The 17989-nt window shown below is 49.8% G+C and carries 12 protein-coding genes; 5 read left to right on the forward strand and 7 right to left on the reverse strand.

The window, feature by feature from the left end; translation table 11 throughout:
* Positions 1-131 precede the first annotated feature (131 nt).
* A complete protein-coding gene (locus LOZ80_RS27870) occupies positions 132-1358 on the reverse strand; it encodes a serine hydrolase domain-containing protein (RefSeq protein WP_238167716.1) in 1227 nt (408 codons plus the stop codon).
* A 198-nt stretch (positions 1359-1556) separates the two neighbouring features.
* Here LOZ80_RS27870 and LOZ80_RS27875 point away from each other — a divergent pair, with 198 nt between their 5' ends.
* Both LOZ80_RS27875 and LOZ80_RS27880 read left to right on the forward strand, forming a co-directional pair.
* On the forward strand, positions 1557-2138 hold the full coding sequence (locus tag LOZ80_RS27875; protein ID WP_238167717.1) for a P-loop nucleotide/nucleoside kinase family protein: 582 nt from the start codon (positions 1557-1559) through the stop codon (positions 2136-2138).
* A 93-nt stretch (positions 2139-2231) separates the two neighbouring features.
* Positions 2232-3284 carry a LacI family DNA-binding transcriptional regulator gene (locus LOZ80_RS27880; protein WP_238167718.1) on the forward strand — a complete coding sequence of 351 codons (1053 nt, stop codon included), beginning with the start codon at positions 2232-2234 and terminating at the stop codon, positions 3282-3284.
* Between the two features lie 25 nt (positions 3285-3309).
* On the opposite strand, the gene LOZ80_RS27885 is transcribed toward LOZ80_RS27880, so the two are convergent.
* Positions 3310-5070, reverse strand: coding sequence for a glycoside hydrolase family 2 protein (locus tag LOZ80_RS27885; RefSeq protein ID WP_238167719.1), 1761 nt, complete (start codon positions 5068-5070; stop codon positions 3310-3312).
* Between the two features lie 155 nt (positions 5071-5225).
* Between LOZ80_RS27885 and LOZ80_RS27890 the strand changes: the two genes are divergently transcribed.
* On the forward strand, positions 5226-6143 hold the full coding sequence (locus LOZ80_RS27890; RefSeq protein ID WP_238167720.1) for an ArsR/SmtB family transcription factor: 918 nt from the start codon (positions 5226-5228) through the stop codon (positions 6141-6143).
* Between the two features lie 576 nt (positions 6144-6719).
* On the opposite strand, the gene LOZ80_RS27895 is transcribed toward LOZ80_RS27890, so the two are convergent.
* The 4 genes from LOZ80_RS27895 to LOZ80_RS27910 form a co-directional block, all read right to left on the reverse strand.
* Entirely contained in the window at positions 6720-7901 is a 1182-nt protein-coding gene (locus LOZ80_RS27895) for an MGDG synthase family glycosyltransferase (RefSeq protein WP_238167721.1), read from the reverse strand.
* Positions 7898-8572, reverse strand: a complete 675-nt coding sequence (locus LOZ80_RS27900; protein WP_238167722.1) for a phosphatase PAP2 family protein — start codon at positions 8570-8572, stop codon at positions 7898-7900. The genes LOZ80_RS27895 and LOZ80_RS27900 overlap by 4 nt, the downstream gene beginning before the upstream one ends.
* A 278-nt stretch (positions 8573-8850) precedes the next feature.
* Positions 8851-9387, reverse strand: a complete 537-nt coding sequence (locus LOZ80_RS27905) for a hypothetical protein (RefSeq protein ID WP_238167723.1) — start codon at positions 9385-9387, stop codon at positions 8851-8853.
* A 451-nt stretch (positions 9388-9838) separates the two neighbouring features.
* Positions 9839-12517 (reverse strand): YhgE/Pip domain-containing protein, encoded by a 2679-nt coding sequence (locus LOZ80_RS27910; protein WP_238167724.1) that lies wholly within the window; start codon positions 12515-12517, stop codon positions 9839-9841.
* A gap of 356 nt (positions 12518-12873) precedes the next feature.
* On the opposite strand from LOZ80_RS27910, the gene LOZ80_RS27915 reads away from it, so the two are divergent.
* A complete protein-coding gene (locus LOZ80_RS27915; protein WP_189010938.1) occupies positions 12874-13155 on the forward strand; it encodes an ArsR/SmtB family transcription factor in 282 nt (93 codons plus the stop codon).
* Between the two features lie 148 nt (positions 13156-13303).
* A complete protein-coding gene (locus LOZ80_RS27920) occupies positions 13304-14488 on the forward strand; it encodes an MFS transporter (RefSeq protein ID WP_238167725.1) in 1185 nt (394 codons plus the stop codon).
* A 1672-nt stretch (positions 14489-16160) separates the two neighbouring features.
* On the opposite strand, the gene atzF is transcribed toward LOZ80_RS27920, so the two are convergent.
* Positions 16161-17987, reverse strand: coding sequence for an allophanate hydrolase (atzF, locus tag LOZ80_RS27925; RefSeq protein WP_238167726.1), 1827 nt, complete (start codon positions 17985-17987; stop codon positions 16161-16163).
* Positions 17988-17989: the final 2 nt, after the last annotated feature.

A 17989-nucleotide genomic window follows, 5' to 3' on the forward strand; every position in this document is an offset into this window, starting at 1 on the left:
GTACTGTAGTTCCCTCAAACTCGCTATCCTGACACATTTTGCTATCATCGCGGCTTGATGTTCCTTGATCTCCGCGCATAGCTAAGCTAGAGGATCTCATTCTGCCAAATAGCTTATTTATACTTTCGCCTTTAAGACTCTACACTCATTTTAAACAACCGTATGGCACGCTCCAGTTCGTCCTGGGCAACGCTGTTCTCGGGCAGCGGATTAGCCGATCTAACGGCTTGAACCACATGATGCAGCAGATTCTCCGGCATATCAACATCGGCTGATTCCGCCGTCATCGCGACAACCAGCTGCAAATCCGGCACAACGAAAATGCGTCTTCCGCCTGAGCCTGAGGCGTAGTACATGTCGTAGGCTTTTTTATCGCCTTTTATCAAGCCCGGAGGAAGCGTCTTGGACCACCAGTAGAAGCCGTAACCGCCCTGTGTGCCATTACTGTAGTTCAGAGTTATCTTTCTAGTCAGAGATTCACGGATCCATGGCTGAGGAATAAGTGTCTTGTCTTCCCACTGTCCTTCGTTCAAGTACAGATAGCCAAGCTTCGCCATATCTCTGAGCGTTAACGCCATCGCCCATGCACCGATGGTATGCTCCTGGGGATCTTGGTTCCAGTTCATCTCCTTTATGCCGAGTGGGCCGAACAATCGCGACACGGCATAGTCGAACATGGACTCTCCCGTTGCTTTGGTCATGATCGCTGAGAGAAGATGAGCATCGCCGTTGCTGTAATTGAAGGAAGCCCCTGGCTCAGCTTGTGCCGGACGTTCCAGGATGTACTGTACCCAATCTTCAGCGTACATCATCTCAGCAGACGAGCGTTCGTTAGCGTTATCCCAGGAAGTGCCTGACGTCATGGACAGCAAGTGTTTGAGCATGATTTTGGACTTCACAGGATCGGTAGCCAGTTCCGGGAAAAAGTCTGCGGCCTTTTGATCAATACTGCTTAGTTTAAACTCGGATAAGGCTATGCCAACTAACGCGGATGTTATGCTTTTGGTCACTGATTTCATATCTTGCAGGATATCTGTACCTGTTCCTTCGTTATAGGCCTCGGCTACCAAATGACCGTTGCGAATAACGGCTACACTATGTACCGCTTGATGGCGAAATATTTTGAGCATCTTCGCAAGTGCTGATGAGTGCAAGCCCTGCGCTTCTGGTGTTGTTAATTCCCATCCTTCCGTTGGCCAATTCGTCTGTGTTGTCATGGCTCTGTCTGAATGCGGCATCATGGGTGAAAACGATGTGTTCGTAGCTGGCACTTGCTTTTTTAGGGCTCCAGATGCTGCCAAAGATAGGGTTGAGGTGCCCTGTCCACTTCCGACAAGTGGATTCTTTTTATTATTCATCTCTATCGAATCCCTTCAATATGGTTTAACTCCCCTATGTTACAGCATTTTACTTGAAAGTTATGAACCAATTGTGGCCTCAACCTTAAAATTAGATAAAAATTAGCTTAAAATTTCCTTAAAAATTGGGGTGCAATCCCCCTTATGTTACAATCCTTTTACAATATCCCTATAGGTTCTCTAGTCTGGAGGTTAGGTATGCGAAAACTTATATTTTTCTTAGGTCCTGCAGGTGCAGGCAAAACGACGTTGGCCAAAGCATGGGCCCGCAAGCATGGCGGTGCTTTTCTGGACATGGACACGCTGCTGCGTCCCGCGGCAGAAACGATTATGACCCTTCTCGGGCTGGATCCGGATGATCGAGATTCACCCACTTACAAAAAGCACTGTCGCGATCTGGGCTACCGGATTACGATGGATGCTGCTCTTGAGAACCTGGAGCTAGGCTTGGATGCCCTTGTTATTGGCCCTTTCACCCGAGAAATCTCGGAGCCATCCTGGCTTGAACACGAACTATCACGTATTGGGGCTACGCTTCAAGATGTCTGTGTCAAAGCCCTTTTCGTCTATCTCCCTGACGAAACAAGCTATCAGGAACGAATTCGCGCGCGAGGTTCTGCGCTGGATATGTGGAAACTGGACAATTGGCAGCAATTCAGCCTGTCCCTTGCTCGAAGAGATATTCGATGGGACATGGAACCGTCCTCCATTCTCTATTTCGACAATGCCGGGCCGTGGTCTCCTGAGAAATTGGAGCGTCTGGAAAGCTTCATTTTGTAAATCCATCACACACATTACAAGTACTTTACAAATCCAATTTTCGCTTATAAAATTCAAGTAGATTCTACATCACGCTTAAGGGGGAACCTCTCCATGCATTCGAAAACCTCCATGCAAGACATCGCTGATCGTCTGGGCATTTCCAAAAATGCGGTTTCGCTCGCGCTCAATCACAAAGCCGGTGTCAGTGAGGAACTGCGCGCGCGCGTTTTTGAAGCGGCTAACCTTTTGAACTATCGTACTGAACCCAGGAATAGGAGAAAGCCGCAACATCTGCTCGTCCTCATTCCTGAATTCATTCGCACCGATACCATCTTCTACTACGAAATGTTCTGGTCCATCGAGAAAAGAGCCAAGGAGCATGGTTATACCGCTATTCTATGTGGAGTTACCAAGGATATGGAACAGCAATTAATCCTGCCTGAACTCTATCATGAGATGGTGTTTCATGGCATGCTGATGATTGGCGTGTTCCACACCGATTATGCCCGTATGCTCCACGAATTAGGAGCGCCGCTTGTGACCGTAGACCATTATTACGACAGCCTGCAATTGGATGCCGTTGTGACAGCAAACGCCGAAGAGGCCTACAAGTTAGCTTCGCACCTCATCGCCAGAGGCCACAAGCGCATTGGTTTTATTGGGTCCGAGAATATGACCAAGAGCTTCAAAGAACGCTGGACAGGCTTTCAAAATGCGATGTCTGACGCACGGCTGACCATCGATATGAACCACTGTATCGCAGGTTTTGCACCGCTCGAAACGCTGCATGCAAGTCCGGATGACAACGCACTGGCAGAGTTCGTGCATAAGAGGCAATCGCTGCCTACAGCCATGATCTGCGCCAATGATCGCATCGCGATATCGCTGATTCAGATCTTGCTCGCTCAAGGCTATCAAGTGCCTGACGATATTTCCGTGGCAGGGTTCGATGATATAGAAGCAGCTCAAATGATCACACCTCGCCTCACGACGATTCAAGTACAGCGCGAGCAGCTAGGCTGCGAGGCCGTCGATTTCCTCATTCGCAAAATCGACTTTGGCGGGAGCCCCTCCAAAATCTCCATCTACGGCCAGTTGATTGAGCGGGAATCTTGCAAACCGCTTGAAGCGGCAAGCGAAGAGGCTGTCTCGAAAGGTTACTAACCTAACGAGCAGCCTCTTTCTCTTCTTACAACTTCGTAATCTCACGAATTTTTTCCAAAGCAATCTTCGGCTCGCGCTCAATCGTCAACAGGCCATTCAACTCCTGCTGCACATCGGTAAGCTGTGTATAGCAGTAACCGCATACGTAGTCCAAATCCCGGATAGCCTGCGTGATATTGCGGTAACGAGTCAAGAATTCTTCCTCGGTTTTCACTTGATTGCCATAGCCCCAGCCCTCTTCCGTAGTAAAGGCGATGCCTCCATACTCACTGATAATCACAGGCTGCCCCTTGTAGGCATATCCATCAGCGAATGGAAATTTAAAATCATTATGAATGATATCATTGCTCAGCAGAAGATCTTTATCTTGATACCGCTCATAGAAAATCTGACCGAGCTCTTCATAATCATGCAGCGTAATAATGTCCGATACGGTATGCTCCCAACCATCATTTACAATCACGGGTCTCATCGGATCAAAAGATTTGGTCAAGTAATAGATCGCCTCGGTGAACTGCTGCTGCGTCCGATCCACCTTGATATTCGGCACACCCCACGACTCGTTAAAAGGTACCCACGTCACGATGCAAGGATGGTTGTAATGCTGTTGAACAACCTCCATCCACTCGCGCGTAAAGCTTTCGACAGCCTCATCCCCGAATTCATAAGCGGCCCCCATCTCGGACCAAACAAGCAAGCCCTTGCGGTCACACCAATACAGGAATCTTGGATCTTCCAGCTTCTGATGCTTGCGCACGCCATTGAAGCCCAGTGCCATCGTCTTCTCAATATCTTCAATAAGCGCCTCTTCGGAGGGAGGGGTCAAATGCGTTTCTTTCCAGTACCCTTGATCTAGCAAAAGCTTCTGATAATAAGGCATATTGTTAATGAGCACTTTCCCTTTCTCAATCGAAACCTTGCGGAATCCGAAGTAGGAATTCACCCTATCCAGCGGCTCGCCATCCTTCAGCAGAACAAATTCAATATCGTACAAGTTAGGGTGATTGGGGTGCCAATGCTTGATTTTCCATTCGCCGATCCGATCGCTGTAGAGATGAATATCAGCACTTAATTTCGCCCGATCCACCGCTAAATAAGATTCTTTGATAAGCTGACCCTCAAACCGAACGATCGTTTTCAGAAGCAGTCCCTCTTGCTGCTCCACGCCTTGCAACTGATACTGAATGTTCAGCTGATGCTTATCGATATCCGGCGTCATTTTTACCGACTTCACATACTGAGGCGCTACATACTCCAGCCATACAGACTGCCAAATCCCTGTCGTCTGCACATACCAGCAGCCGAAATTATCCTTAACCCAGCGCTGCTTCCCGCGCGGCTGCATGCAATTATCGCTATCCTGCGCGCGGACAACAATCCGATTCTCGCCGGAAACATCGATATAATCCGTGATATCGAACTGAAAGGCCGCATACCCGCCCGTATGTTCGCCTACGCTCTGTCCATTCACCCAAACTTGCGCATGATGATCCACCGCTTGGAAGTGCAGAATAGTCCGCTTATTCTGCTGATCCTTCGGGAGCGAAATCGATCTTTCATACCATACATAGGGGTGAAAAACGGGATCATTGATGCCGCTTGCTTCCGTTTCGTATGTAAAAGGAACCGTAATGGTTTGCGCGGCAGGGAGCTGTTCAAACCACTTCTCGCCTACCCCCGCATTCAAGTCGTCAAAACAGAAACTCCATGTGCCGTTCAAATCTGTCCATGCTTCCCGCACAAACTGCGGTCGAGGATAATTGGGAATATAAGAATGCGATGTCATCCGTACAGCTCCTTTAATATTAATTTGAAAGTTAATTAAATAACTTGTTTAACCACAACATTACTGTAATACTCGTGAAAAAATAAGTCAATACCTGTTGTTTAATTAACTTCAAAGTTATAGAATAAACAAAAACAGATAAACGAGGTCCCTCTATGCAAATTGATGTTTCCACGAAAAATATGGCCTTCCTCGAATGTTTCTCTTCCGAAACCAGAGTAAAGATCATCGAACTATTACAGCAAGAATCCTTAAATATTAAGCAGCTTTCCCAGCGGCTAGAGATTTCTTCGGCCATTGTGACCAAACATATTCAGAAGCTCGAGCAAGCTGGTATCGTCGCTTCCGAGAATTCGACCGGCATTCGCGGCACGCAGAAAATTTGCCATTTGAAATTGGATCAGGCTGTCCTGCAATTCATCCCCAAGAAACAGCCGGAGCTTCCTGCCAACAGAGCCAATACACTGTCAATTCCGGTTGGCCAATACACATCCTTCGAGGTGAAGCCGACCTGCGGACTTGCCTCGCCAACCCAGCTCATTGGCGTACTGGATGATCCGCGCTATTTCGCCGATCCCGGGCATGTGCAGGCGAGCATCATTTGGTTCAGCAGCGGTTATGTGGAATACCGGATTCCTAACTTTCTGCACAGCAACCAAAAGCTCCGCGCCTTGGAAATTTCCTTCGAAATTTGCTCCGAAGCGCCTGGCTACAACGAAAACTGGCCTTCGGATATCTCTTTTTTCATCAATGAGATCCCGCTCGGCATATGGACGAGCCCTGGCGATTTCGGGGCACAGCGAGGCGTGCTCACCCCCGAATGGTGGAGCAGCAGCAACACGCAGCATGGCTTGTTGAAGGTTATTAACGTAGGGCCAACCGGCTCCTACCTCGACGGCACTCAAATCTCCGATGTCACCATCGAGGATCTCTCTGTCACCTTCGCCAAAGAGATTAACTTCCGCATTGCCTCATTGGAAAGCTCATCCAACTGCGGCGGTATTACCTTGTTCGGAAAGCATTTCGGGAATTATGCGCAGGATATTGTCGTTACCATGCATGAGGATAAGTAAGTTTAAAACAGCAAACGGGCCTGACAATGGGGCAGAACGGCTTGATGGAGGGTTTGCCCCAATGCCGATATCCACGTGAACATCTGCAAGTTGCTAGGCCTCTGAGCCGCTGACGCGCTCCCGAACCCAAGCTCAAGCCCCCCCCGAGCCCTGCACAATCAATCTGCTATTCTAATGAACTGGAGGATGCTTATAGACGAGAAAATGGCTGCTTTGGCGATTTAATGAACTGTATTGGCTTTATCGAGTCATTTATAGGCGGAATGGTGATCATTTTTATGAAATAGCGCCTCTGGAATTCATTAGGTTTTTAAAATGGACTATTTTGATCAAATAAAGGTTATTGAGTTCGTAAGGGTTTGCCTCAAGCTTCATTGACTCGGGGCAGCCCTTCTTAGCCACTCAAAGTAGATTGACAAATATAATTTGTCAAGTTCACATACCCTCACACCACCTCTCCGAGAAGGACGATTTAATTGACACCACACTTGACAATAAAAAACAAAAAAAGCACCCGTACCTTTTAACAAAAAGGACAGTGCTTTTTTAGGGTAAAAAGAGGGAGAAAGCCTTACGTTAGCCGTTCGCATAGGCAAGCTGCATGCCCTCGGTGAGCGGGACGAAATGATGGCGGGTCTCGAAGATGGCATTCAGCGTGTGAAGGACGTCTTGGTTCTGCTGATGTAATTTCACATTGTGTTTCAATTTGGATAACAGCGATTGGTTCGCTATGATGGCCAACAGCTGATTTTTCAACTCTGCCGCATTCTTCACTTCGATCGCAGCTCCCAAACCAACCAAATATTTTGCATTAGCCTGTTCTTGTCCCGGTATCGGCTTGTACAGCATCATCGGGAGTTCCAGCGCGAGCGCCTCCGAAATGGTCAGCCCCCCTGGTTTGGTCACAATAAGATCCGACAAAGCCATCAGTTCATGCACATGATCAACGAACCCGGTTACCTTGACGTGATGGCGGGTTTTCTCTCCGCTCAGTTCTTCTTCCAGCTGAAGCTTGAGCTTCTCGTTACGTCCGCAGACGAAAACAAACTGTACCGGCTCCGCCAAATCATCGGACTGCAGCACCGACTTGAATTGCTTGCCGATTAAACCATGCCCGCCTCCCATGACCAATACCGTCGGCATATCCCGGTGCAAACCATGCTTATCTCGCAGCGCCATTCGATCATATTCTCTCGTAAACGGCATCCGAATCGGAATGCCGGTCACCACAATTCGCTGCTCCGGAATGCGGTATCTCAGCAGTGCTTGCTTCACATGTTCAGCGCCAACCAGATAGCGGTCTGTACCGGGATGGATCCAATAACTATGATCGGTGTAATCCGTCATAACCGTCACAGTAGGCACCGTTGTTAATCCGTTGCATTTCAAATACGACATCGCCGCGGCAGCACCCGGGAAGGTGCAGACCACCTCGGTCGGCTTCTCCTCGTGCAGCAGCTCCAGCATTCGGTCGGTACTGAATGATTTCATCTTTTTAAACATATGTGAGAACGTATTATCTTCCCTTGTCTTCCGATACAAATAACCATACACGGATGGCAGGCTTTTCACCCACTGCATGTAGCAATATTTGCCCACTGAGTGCAGATAAGGATGCGTCCATTCCAGAAAATCCACCACTTTCACTTCCACACCTGGTTTATAGAAACGTGTCGCCTCCAGAATCGCCTGCGCCGCTTTATTATGTCCGTCTCCTAAGCTGCCTGTCAGGATTAATAGTTTGTCCCTCTGTTTCATCTTCTAAGCCCCCTGTCAAGATTGTGCTGTTGTGCATGCACCTTTATTGTTTCTGTTCCCCAGTTTTTGCGAATACGTTCCACGACGTACAGGACGCCCTCAGCCACCACAACTGCACCCACGATATCTAAAAGTACATGCTGCTTAACGAACTGTGTAGACACGATGATGAGCAGTGACATGCTCGAAATTGCTATTTTATAACCTATTGCCACACGATTGGTACGCAGATAGGCTCTCATCAAGACATAAGAAGTTAATACATGTGTACTCGGAAAACAGTTAAATGGTTGATCCGAACGATACACCCACTCTACCATCCGCAGCAGCCAATCGGTTTCGGTTAGCTCCGGCCGAGGGACAGTGGTTTGATATATAGCATATACCCCATAACACAGAAGAAGACCCATTACCATCTCTAAAATTGTAAAATAATAGTTGCGGCGATCTTTATGTGCCAAATACAGGAATCCAACCAAGAGAAAGCCGTACCATGATAAGTATGGGACAATAAAGCCTTTGATAAACGGAATTTGCCGATCCAGGTCAGTAACCAGGTTGTAAGCCCTGCCATCCGCTTGATTCAAATGAACGTAGATTAGACCCACTAAAGGAATCAACAGCATTGCACTGCATGCCATGACATAGGACCACCACGACGCTTTTCTCACATGAACTCCTCGCTCTCCTTTACGTTATCTTCATCTTACAGGAGATCCGAGTTTTGCCAAACGCTCTAAGGTACTGTCTTTTGTTAGCCAAAGGTCCTGAAAAAACCTAGACTAAAGGCTAAGTTCTAATTTTATATATGTAAATCGTTGGTCATATCCCCCCCGAGACAACAACCATGAAAGAAATTCTGCGTAATACTCGTGCTATCCTAGCGTGAGAAATAGCCATCAGCACCACTTTCCTCCAAGTAATGTCGATGGCTTCTTGAATCCCTTACTCAATCCTTATTTCTTCGTGATCTAACCACATAAACGGAATATCCAATACCTGCTCCCGCAGCGCCAAGCAAGACGATTGAGATCGCAATGACGGCCCAATTCGTCTTATTCGTTTCTGCCGGGACAACCTTTTGCTTGAGCGTAATCTCCTTGTCTTTCAGATAGCTTAGAGACGTATAGGAATTGACTGCCTTTTGCATAGGCGAGCACAACGGATTCTCCCAACTGCCATCTTTCTTCATCAAATAATACAGATACTGTTCACCCTTCTGACTTGTACCCCAGGTCAAATCCTCTGCGACCGTAAGCTTCCGTTCCTCCACCCCTTTGAAGCTATTCAGGATGGTTAATTGGAGCTCATTATGTTGTTTTCTTCGAATGATCTCATCCACCGTAGCCACAACGACTGCGTCATATCGATCATACGCTTGATCGACAGCAAGCGGCTGAGCACAGGACAATGCGTAAGTATTCGTAGGAAAGAGCCCCACTAACACGAAGAAGCACAGCCATGCGGTTATGATTCGTTTTTTCATCCATACTCCCCCTCTATAGTAAAGACGCAGAATTCCATCCAATGTTGCATTATAACTGGATTTATTTGGAATGTTGAACAGGAGCGCGGAACTCACAGCCCTTATTCCGGCGTTGGACCTGATCCCTCACCGTCCACTATTTCAGCTACTTGCCTATACGGCCGTTTGATTGGATTAATCCAATCCACAACGTGAGGCGTTCCTTAGACACTGGACGTGCCGCCGCACAGTCCGGGTACTTCAGCTACTTTCCCTTGCAGCTACTCTCAGCTTCCTCCCAACCATCTGTCCAAACTAGCTAACATCAAGATTCTGCTCCAGCGGAACGGGATCTTGGAGCCTCAACCATAAACAAAAAGGGCGGCTTTCAATAATGCACAAAAGGCCGCCCACAGGTTATTCACCTCGTGAAGCAGCCTCCGCCCTTATGTTTACCGCAAAACCAAGTAACCTACGAAATCAATTTCGTCTTCTTCGCTTTCTCTGCCACCCGCGCCGTATAGCCGCTGAGCGGCTTTTTCAGCGCCAGGGCTACCACATAACAAATCCCGATGAACATGAAGAGGAACAGCACATCTTTCAGCACGACGGACCACTGCATCCCGCCAACCGTCTCGCGCAGCACCCCAACCGCATACGTGAAGGGCACAGCAGGATTGATCTTTTGGAAAAAGGGCGATGCTGTACTGATCGGAAACGTTCCGCCTGAGCTTGAGAACTGCAAGACCAGGAAGATAATCGCGATTCCCTTCCCTATGTTGCCAAAGACAGACACCAGCGTATAGGTGATTGAGATGAACACCGCGCTGATGAGCACAGCGAACACCACGAACCAAACCTTATCAACCACATAGGTGCCAAGCAGGAATAAATCGCCTAACGTCACGATCAGAGCTTGGAAGAATCCAACCGTCAGGAAGATCATCATCCGCCCAAAATACACCTGATACGACTTCAGTGGCGCACCTTCCGGGTTATCCACATCGACTCTCATCAGAGAGACGAGCAGCATAGCGCCGACCCATAGGGAAAGCGTGGTGTAAAAAGGCGACATCGCCGAGCCATAGTTCGGGATGGGAAATCTCTTGTCTTCTTTAATCAGAACAGGATTCGATAAAAAATCGCTCTGCTTCTGAATATCGTTCTGAAGCAGACGCAGAATTTCCTCGATGCTGCCGCCACCCTCGACCTTGCGGATCTGATCAGCCGCTTTGTGCACAGCCGCTTCGAATTCCGGCAGATCGCTGCGCACCAAATTCGCTGCCAAGTGGACCGCGTCCTCGACTTCAGGAAACTTCGTCTCGTACAGATCAGCAACCTTGCGGATTTCATCCTCTGCCGCAGGCAGGTCGTTCCGCACGAAATTGGACGCTTCGTGCAGCTTCTGCTCCACTTTGGGCAAATCATTCTGAATGAACGGCGCTGCTTCGTTAATCCCGTTCGTGAACGCATCGAGCTTCGTTTGAAGCGTTGCAGACGCTTCGTGCACCTTCGCGCGAATGTCTGGCAGTTCCTTCTGCAGCGCATCCAGCTGCGTCTGGGCGAAATGGATTCCACTCTGCGCATCCAGCAAAATCCCCTTGATATTCGGCAGCTGCGTCTTCAACGTTTGCATCACACTGGCCGAATTCTGGGCTACCGATTTGATTTGGGCCAAAGCCTTTTTCATATTCGGCACAATTTCCGAATCATATCTGGCAAGCAAACTTCCGATTGCGCCGCTCGCCTCTTTGGACAAGGCATTCAGGTTATTCACCAAATCCGCGGCCGGCTTCTCACCGCGCTCAATAGCGCTTTGAAGTTTGCTTAATGTCTGAATTTGGTTGTTCATATTCGTCTTGATCGTCGTTAGCCGCGTAATATTATCGCTGAATGGGCTATTCGGCAAATAGGTATTCAAACGTGTATACAAGTCAATCGTTCTGTCGATAACGGCAACACCTGTCGTCAATTGGCCCTTCAAGACAGCCATAACCGCCAACACTTTCTGCGGGTCCGGATTCACTTCTTGCAGCAAGCCCGTGAGCTGTGTAACGGCATCCGCCGTTTGCTGAAGCAGGATCAAATTCATCTTCACCACTGGGATCAGCGCCTCGAATGCAGCATCATTCTTTTGCAGGAAGTCAGCCAACTGCTCAGCAAAAGCTCCACCCTGCGTAGCGATCGCGTCAATTTGCGGCAAGGCGGCTAGCGCGGCATTGACAATCTCATCCGCTTTCCGCGACGTCTCGATTGCTGTATTCAACGCTGATTCGACCTTATCGAAATTCTGATCCAGCTCAGCAATTCGATCCGCAGCCTTCTGGATTTCCGGCAGCTTCTGCTGAATAAGCAATACTTCCTGCGCCACCGACTGAATCTTGGGCCAGCGTTCCTCGATCTTCAGAATGGTATCCGCGGCGCGATTAATATCGGGAATTTTCTGCTCGAGCTCGACAATCTTCTGCCCTTTTTGCTTAATTTCAGGCAGCTTTTGCTCAATTTCCAAGGCCTTGGCTCCCATGGCTTCAACATCCGGCAACCGCTTCTCAAGCTCGAACACCTTCGTTTCCATATTGCGAATCGTCGGCAGTTCTTTTTCAAAATCGATCCCCAGCTCTTTCATCCGAGTAAGAATGGAGCTGCTGACGGTCTTAACGAAGTTCTCGCTGATCTGTTGGGTAACACTGGAGGCCCCTTTGCTTGTAATTTTGGGCGCGACCGCATTAATTTTCTCATTCACCGTGTACAGAATTTCCGGTTTTTCCATGGTGCCGTCTACGATGCTCGTTATTTTTCGGGAAAAATCCGCAGGTATGATTAAGCTGGCATAGTAATCCCCACGTTCAACTCCGCTCAGCGCATCCTCCTCATTCACAAAGGTCCAACCGAGTGTATGATTGTTTTTCAGATTATCCACCACTTCGGTGCCAATGTTTATGGGCTTATTTTCGACCGTTGCCCCCAAATCATTGCTCGTCACGGCAATTTTGATCCCCGATGTATTCGCATAGGGGTCCCACATCGCCTCTAAATTAATCCAGGCATAAACAGAAGGTAAAATGGCTAGTGCAATCATAAGCAACAAGCCTGTGGGCACTTTCCACAAGTTGATAAGATCAGTTCGATAAATACGGAAAATTTGCTTCATTCATGCCCCACCCGGCCCTTCACATTTGGTACTTAATGTCTCCTGACAATCCTTTAACCATACAAAATACTTCCAAAGACTGCAAGCTTAATCTTGCACCTTTGTGGATAACCAAGCCTGTGGATATGTGCACAAGAATCCCGCGATCTTATACACAGTATGAACTGTGGACATGTTGATATTGTGGGTAACTATGTGGATAACTAAAATTAGCTGGGTATAACACAAAAATCGCTGTGGATTTTCATACCTCTTTTTATCCGAACACAACATTGCATTTACATTTATAAAAAGTCATGGTATTCTTATTTCGATAACGCTAGAAATACCTAAACAACACGAAAGGAGTCCTCTACATGGTTGACGTCAGTTTGGAAGCCAAGCAAGCAGTGAAAGTTCATAAAGCTTTGGGCGAGCCTACGCGCTACAAGATTCTCGAAATGCTCATTAAAGAAAGCAATTTATGTCCTGCCGAGCTTGAAAACCGTTTGAATTCGGTGGCTTTATCCACACTGTCTCATCATCTAAAACAATTAACCGATTGCGGCCTGCTGGACTCCGAGAAAAAAGGAACATTCATTCACTTCAGCATAAACTGGGAGACCGTGAAAAAATACGTACCTTATCTGATACAGTAGTTTTTTATGCGCAATATTTCTATGTATCTAGAATTATGGAATTACTGTAGTGGGATGGACTTAACTCGCTTGATTAGTTCGAGTAACCGCGTCTTATATTTCTATGTTTTTAGAAAGATGAAAATAATATTCGAAAAGAGGTACTTGCATGTCAAAAACATGGCAAATCTATGTGTTAGCCCTACTCAGTTTTCTAGTCGGAACATCGGAGTTTATCATTGCCGGAATTCTGGATAAAATCTCGGACACTCTGCACATTTCCTTAGTGGCCGCCGGCCAGCTCATTACTGTCTTTTCACTCGTTTATGCACTCGGAACTCCCGTGATCATGGCCTTCACCTCAGGGTGGAATCGGCGTAAATTACTCCTCTTCGGACTCAGCCTTTTCGTCATAGCGAATGCGCTCGCCTTCGTCATGCCCGGATTCGGCTTATTCATCAGCGCTCGCGTCTTGATGGCGCTCGGCGCTGGCGTTGTCGTCGTTACATCATTAAGCATCGCCGCTGTGATCGCCCCCCAAGGCAAGCAGGCGAGCGCCATCGCAACTGTCATTACAGGTTTCACAGCCGCGCTGATTGTAGGCGTGCCACTCGGCAGAATGCTGGCTGCTGCTTATGACTGGAAAGTCGTTTTTGGCGGAATAGCGGCCCTTGGTTTATTGGCTATAGTCGTGATTTCCCTCACGATTCCCGCCTTCAAAGGCGAAGCTTCCATTCCGCTGCGCAAACAACTAGCTCTATTGAAAAATCCAAAACTAACCCTGGCTTTAGCCGTAAGCTTTTTCTGGCTGGGCGGCTACTCCATCGCTTACACCTATATTTCCCCCTACCTGCTAACCATCACCGGTATGGGTGAGAAAACATTGAGCACCGCCCTTTTCGCCTTCGGTATCGCCAGTCTCGTCGGCTCCAAGCTTGGCGGCTTCAGCACAGACCGCTGGGGCGTCCAGCGCACACTGCGTTCGGGCATGCTTTTGCACATGATTACACTCATTCTCTTAACTCTGGCCGCACACTCGCCAAGCGTCGTTTTCCTGCTGCTGCTTCTATGGTCCTTCTCGGCATGGTCATCAGGTCCTACGCAGCAATATAATTTGGTCGCCCTCGCCCCCGAATCATCAGGCATTATGCTCAGCCTAAACAGCTCCGTGATGCAGTTAGCCATGGCGGGAGGGGCCGGTGTCGGCGGAGTTGTCGTGAGTCAGGTTTCCCTCACATCCGTCACCTGGATTGGCGCGATCGGCGTGGGCATCGCGCTGGCTATCACCATCTTGTCATCCAGGCAATCCACTGCTGCGGATGATAAGAAAGCTGAAGCTTTGCAGCACGCTTAATAGAGGAGGATAGAGGAGGATAATCCGGCTGCTTAGCCTTGGATTATCCTTTTTTAATTAAAATAGGGACAGCCTCTACGTGCTAGCGAGGAAGTCGAGATGCGCTACTGGCGAGGGAGTTAGATTCGAGGGTTGGGAGAACGCAGAGAGTAGCCGCAAGGGAAAAGTAGCTGATTAGTTGGACGGGGCGGCAGTCGTCAGTCGGCAGTCGGCAAATCGGTCGATGTGCGCGCCCTCGCGGAACTACGTTCCGCTATATGTGACAAATTGGCCGATGCACGTACCCGAGGGGAACTACGTTCCGCTATTTCGCCTCAATTCACCCATTTCGGGAGCAAAACTGCGAAATAGAGGAACAGAGTTCCGTTGGGAGGCCATTTAGCATGGTTTTTGCCAAAATAGCGGAACGACGTTCCCTCCGAAAGCAGAAGCTACTGGTGGTGGAGTTGGACTACTGGTGGTGGAGTTAGACTGGAGGGTTGGGAGAACATGGAGAGTAGCTGCAAGGGAAAGTAGCTGACTGGTTGGACGGGGCGGCAGCCGTCAGTCGGCAAATCGGTCGATGTGCGCACCCTCGCGGAACTACGTTCCGCTATATGTGACAAATTGGCCGATGCACGTACCCGAGGGGAACTACGTTCCGCTATTTCGCCTCAATTCACCCATTTCGGGAGCAAAACTGCGAAATAGAGGAACAGAGTTCCGTTGGGAGGCCATTTAGCCTGGTTTTTTCCAAAATAGCGGAACGACGTTCCCTCCGAAAGCAGAAGCTACTGGTGGTGGAGTTGGACTGGAGGGTTGGGAGAACATGGAGAGTAGCTGCAAGGGAAAGTAGCTAACTGGTTGGACGGGGCGGCAGCCGTCAGTCGGCAAATCGGTCAATGTGCGCACCCTCGCGGAACTACGTTCCGCTATATGTGACAAATTGGCCGATGCACGTACCCGAGGGGAACTACGTTCCGCTATTTCGCCTCAATTCACCCGTTTCGGGAGCAAAACTGCGAAATAGAGGAACAGAGTTCCGCTAGGAGGCCATTTAGCCTGGTTTTTGCCAAAATAGCGGAACGACGTTCCCTCCGAAAGCAGAAGCTACTGGTGGTGGAGTTGGACTGGAGGGTTGGGAGAACATGGAGAGTAGCTGCAAAGGAAAGTAGCTGGATGGTTGGACGGGGCGGCAGCCGTCAGTCGTCAAATCGGTCAATGTGCACACCCTCGCGGAACTACGTTCCGCTATATGTGACAAATTGGCCGATGCACGTACCCGAGGGGAACTACGTTCCGCTATTTCGCCTCAATTCACCCATTTCGGGAGCAAAACTGCGAAATAGAGGAACAGAGTTCCGCTAGGAGGCCATTTAGCCTGGTTTTTGCCAAAATAGCGGAACGACGTTCCCTCCGAAAGCAGAAGCTACTGGCGGTGGAGTTGGGAGAACGCGGAGAGTAGCTGCAAGGGAAAGTAACTAGAATGTTCGATAATGCGACGGCTCAGCTAAAAATCGAGGAATGAGGAGGTGCTATTTGTGCCATCAGCTTATTCGGGTTTGAGCGAAGCGTAGAAGCGCCATATTGCGGGAAACCACTCCGCAAAAAGCGAAATAGAGGATCGACGCCCCCCACCTCTCGGTGGCAGGAGCAACGATCCTCTACTTCTAGGCGGGCCCGAGTACCCGCCTTATAAAGGCACCACTTGGCGCCAGCCGCCAAGGGAAGTAACATCTTCCGCGCCTGCGGCCGCGTAAGCTTCACAAACGAAACCCGGGACCTCCGTGCCGTCCCGGAGCTCAACCTTGCCGATCCCCAGCGGAGCCGGGATCGCCGCCGCGAAGCCGCCGAACGCCTCCAGCGGCATCTCCCAAATCTCCAGCCGGATGGCGGAGCCGCCCTGCTGCTGCTTGATCAACCCCGGCTTCGCCGGTGTGGTTGGCAGTTTCACGAGGCTGTAAGCCGCCGCAGTTTCATCCTCACGGATGAAACGCGCCCCACAGCCAAGCATCTGCTTCTCCAGCGGATAGCCGCGCATGTGCAACCCACAGACCGCAACCAGCGTCGTGGCCCGCTCAGAAGCTGCACTTTCTCTCGCAGCCCCGCTCGCCGTCTCACTCACAACCTCACTCGCCACAAAACCCACCAAACCGCCCACGAACTGCTCCGCCGCGCCGCAGATCATCTCCTCCTCTTCGGCAAGCCCGAAGAAGGTAATCCCAAAAGGCGTCCGCCCCTCCGCATCCCCCGCCGGAACCGCAACCGCACACAAATCCAGCAAGTTGCAATGATTGGTGTAGCGTCCCATATCCCGATTCGTGCTGATCGGATCAGTGAGCACTTGCTCGCGCGACCACGTACCGCCGCAGGTCGGCATGACGAGCACCGCACCCTTGAGCAGCTTACGCGCTTCGAGCTTGAACTGCTGAAGCTTATGCATCGCTGTGAAGACAGACGCAGCATCATACTCGACCGCAGCGCCCGAGCGGAGAATCTGCTCCGTCACCGGATACGCAATCCCCGGATGAGTCTCGATAAAACTGCCCAACGCTGCCCAACGTTCAGCCACCCAAGGCCCTTCATATAGAATCGCCGCCGCTTGGGCGAATAACGTAACATCTACATATTCAATGGAGAGATCAGGGTTCATCTTCTTCAGAGCAGCAACCGCAGCCTCCCAAGCAGCCTGATATTCGGCTGCAAAAGGGCCATAAAAATCCAGCGCCCCTTCCGGAAGCAGCACTTTGCCTGGAAGGGAAGATGCCCCTCTTGTCACATTACGAGACCAAGGGTCTTCCGCATGAACCCCGCGCGCCACCTGATCCACAGCCAGCGCATCTTCCAAACTATGCGCGAATACGGTGACACAGTCCAGACTTGCGCAAGCCGGAACCACCCCTTTGGTTGGCCAAGCGCCGAGACTCGGCTTGTAGCCAACCAAGCGGTTCAACGCCGCAGGCACACGCCCCGAGCCTGCGGTATCCGTGCCTAGCGAGAAGACCGCTTGCCCGCGGGCCACCGAAACAGCGGAGCCGGAGCTCGAGCCGCCGCTGATCAGTTCTGGACGCAGCGCGTTATGTGTATCGCCGTAAGGACTTCTCGCACCGACAAGCCCTGTCGCGAATTGATCCAGGTTCGTCTTGCCGACCGGAATAGCTCCTGCGGCAATCAACCTTTCCACAACGCCTGCATGTTCCGATGGCATATACGCATACTCCGCGCAGCCAGCCGTCGTCGGCACCCCTGCCAGATCAATGTTATCTTTGATCGCAAAAGGAATTCCCCAAAGCGGGGCATCCGCCATCGCGATTTTATCCAATCCGTCTAAGTAAGGCTGCATTAGCTCCAGCGAAGGCGGAGTAATCCAGATATGCATCGCTGCGTCCTCTAAGGACCGCTGAACGATAGTCGCTGCGATATCCTGCGGTGTTAACTCCCGCTTTGCATACTTGTCCCGCAACCAGGATAGCGTCAACTCGCTTGGAATTTCAATTTCACCTTTTTCAATCTCGTTCATAC

The organism is Paenibacillus sp. HWE-109 (genome assembly GCF_022163125.1).
Classification (GTDB): domain Bacteria; phylum Bacillota; class Bacilli; order Paenibacillales; family NBRC-103111; genus Paenibacillus_E.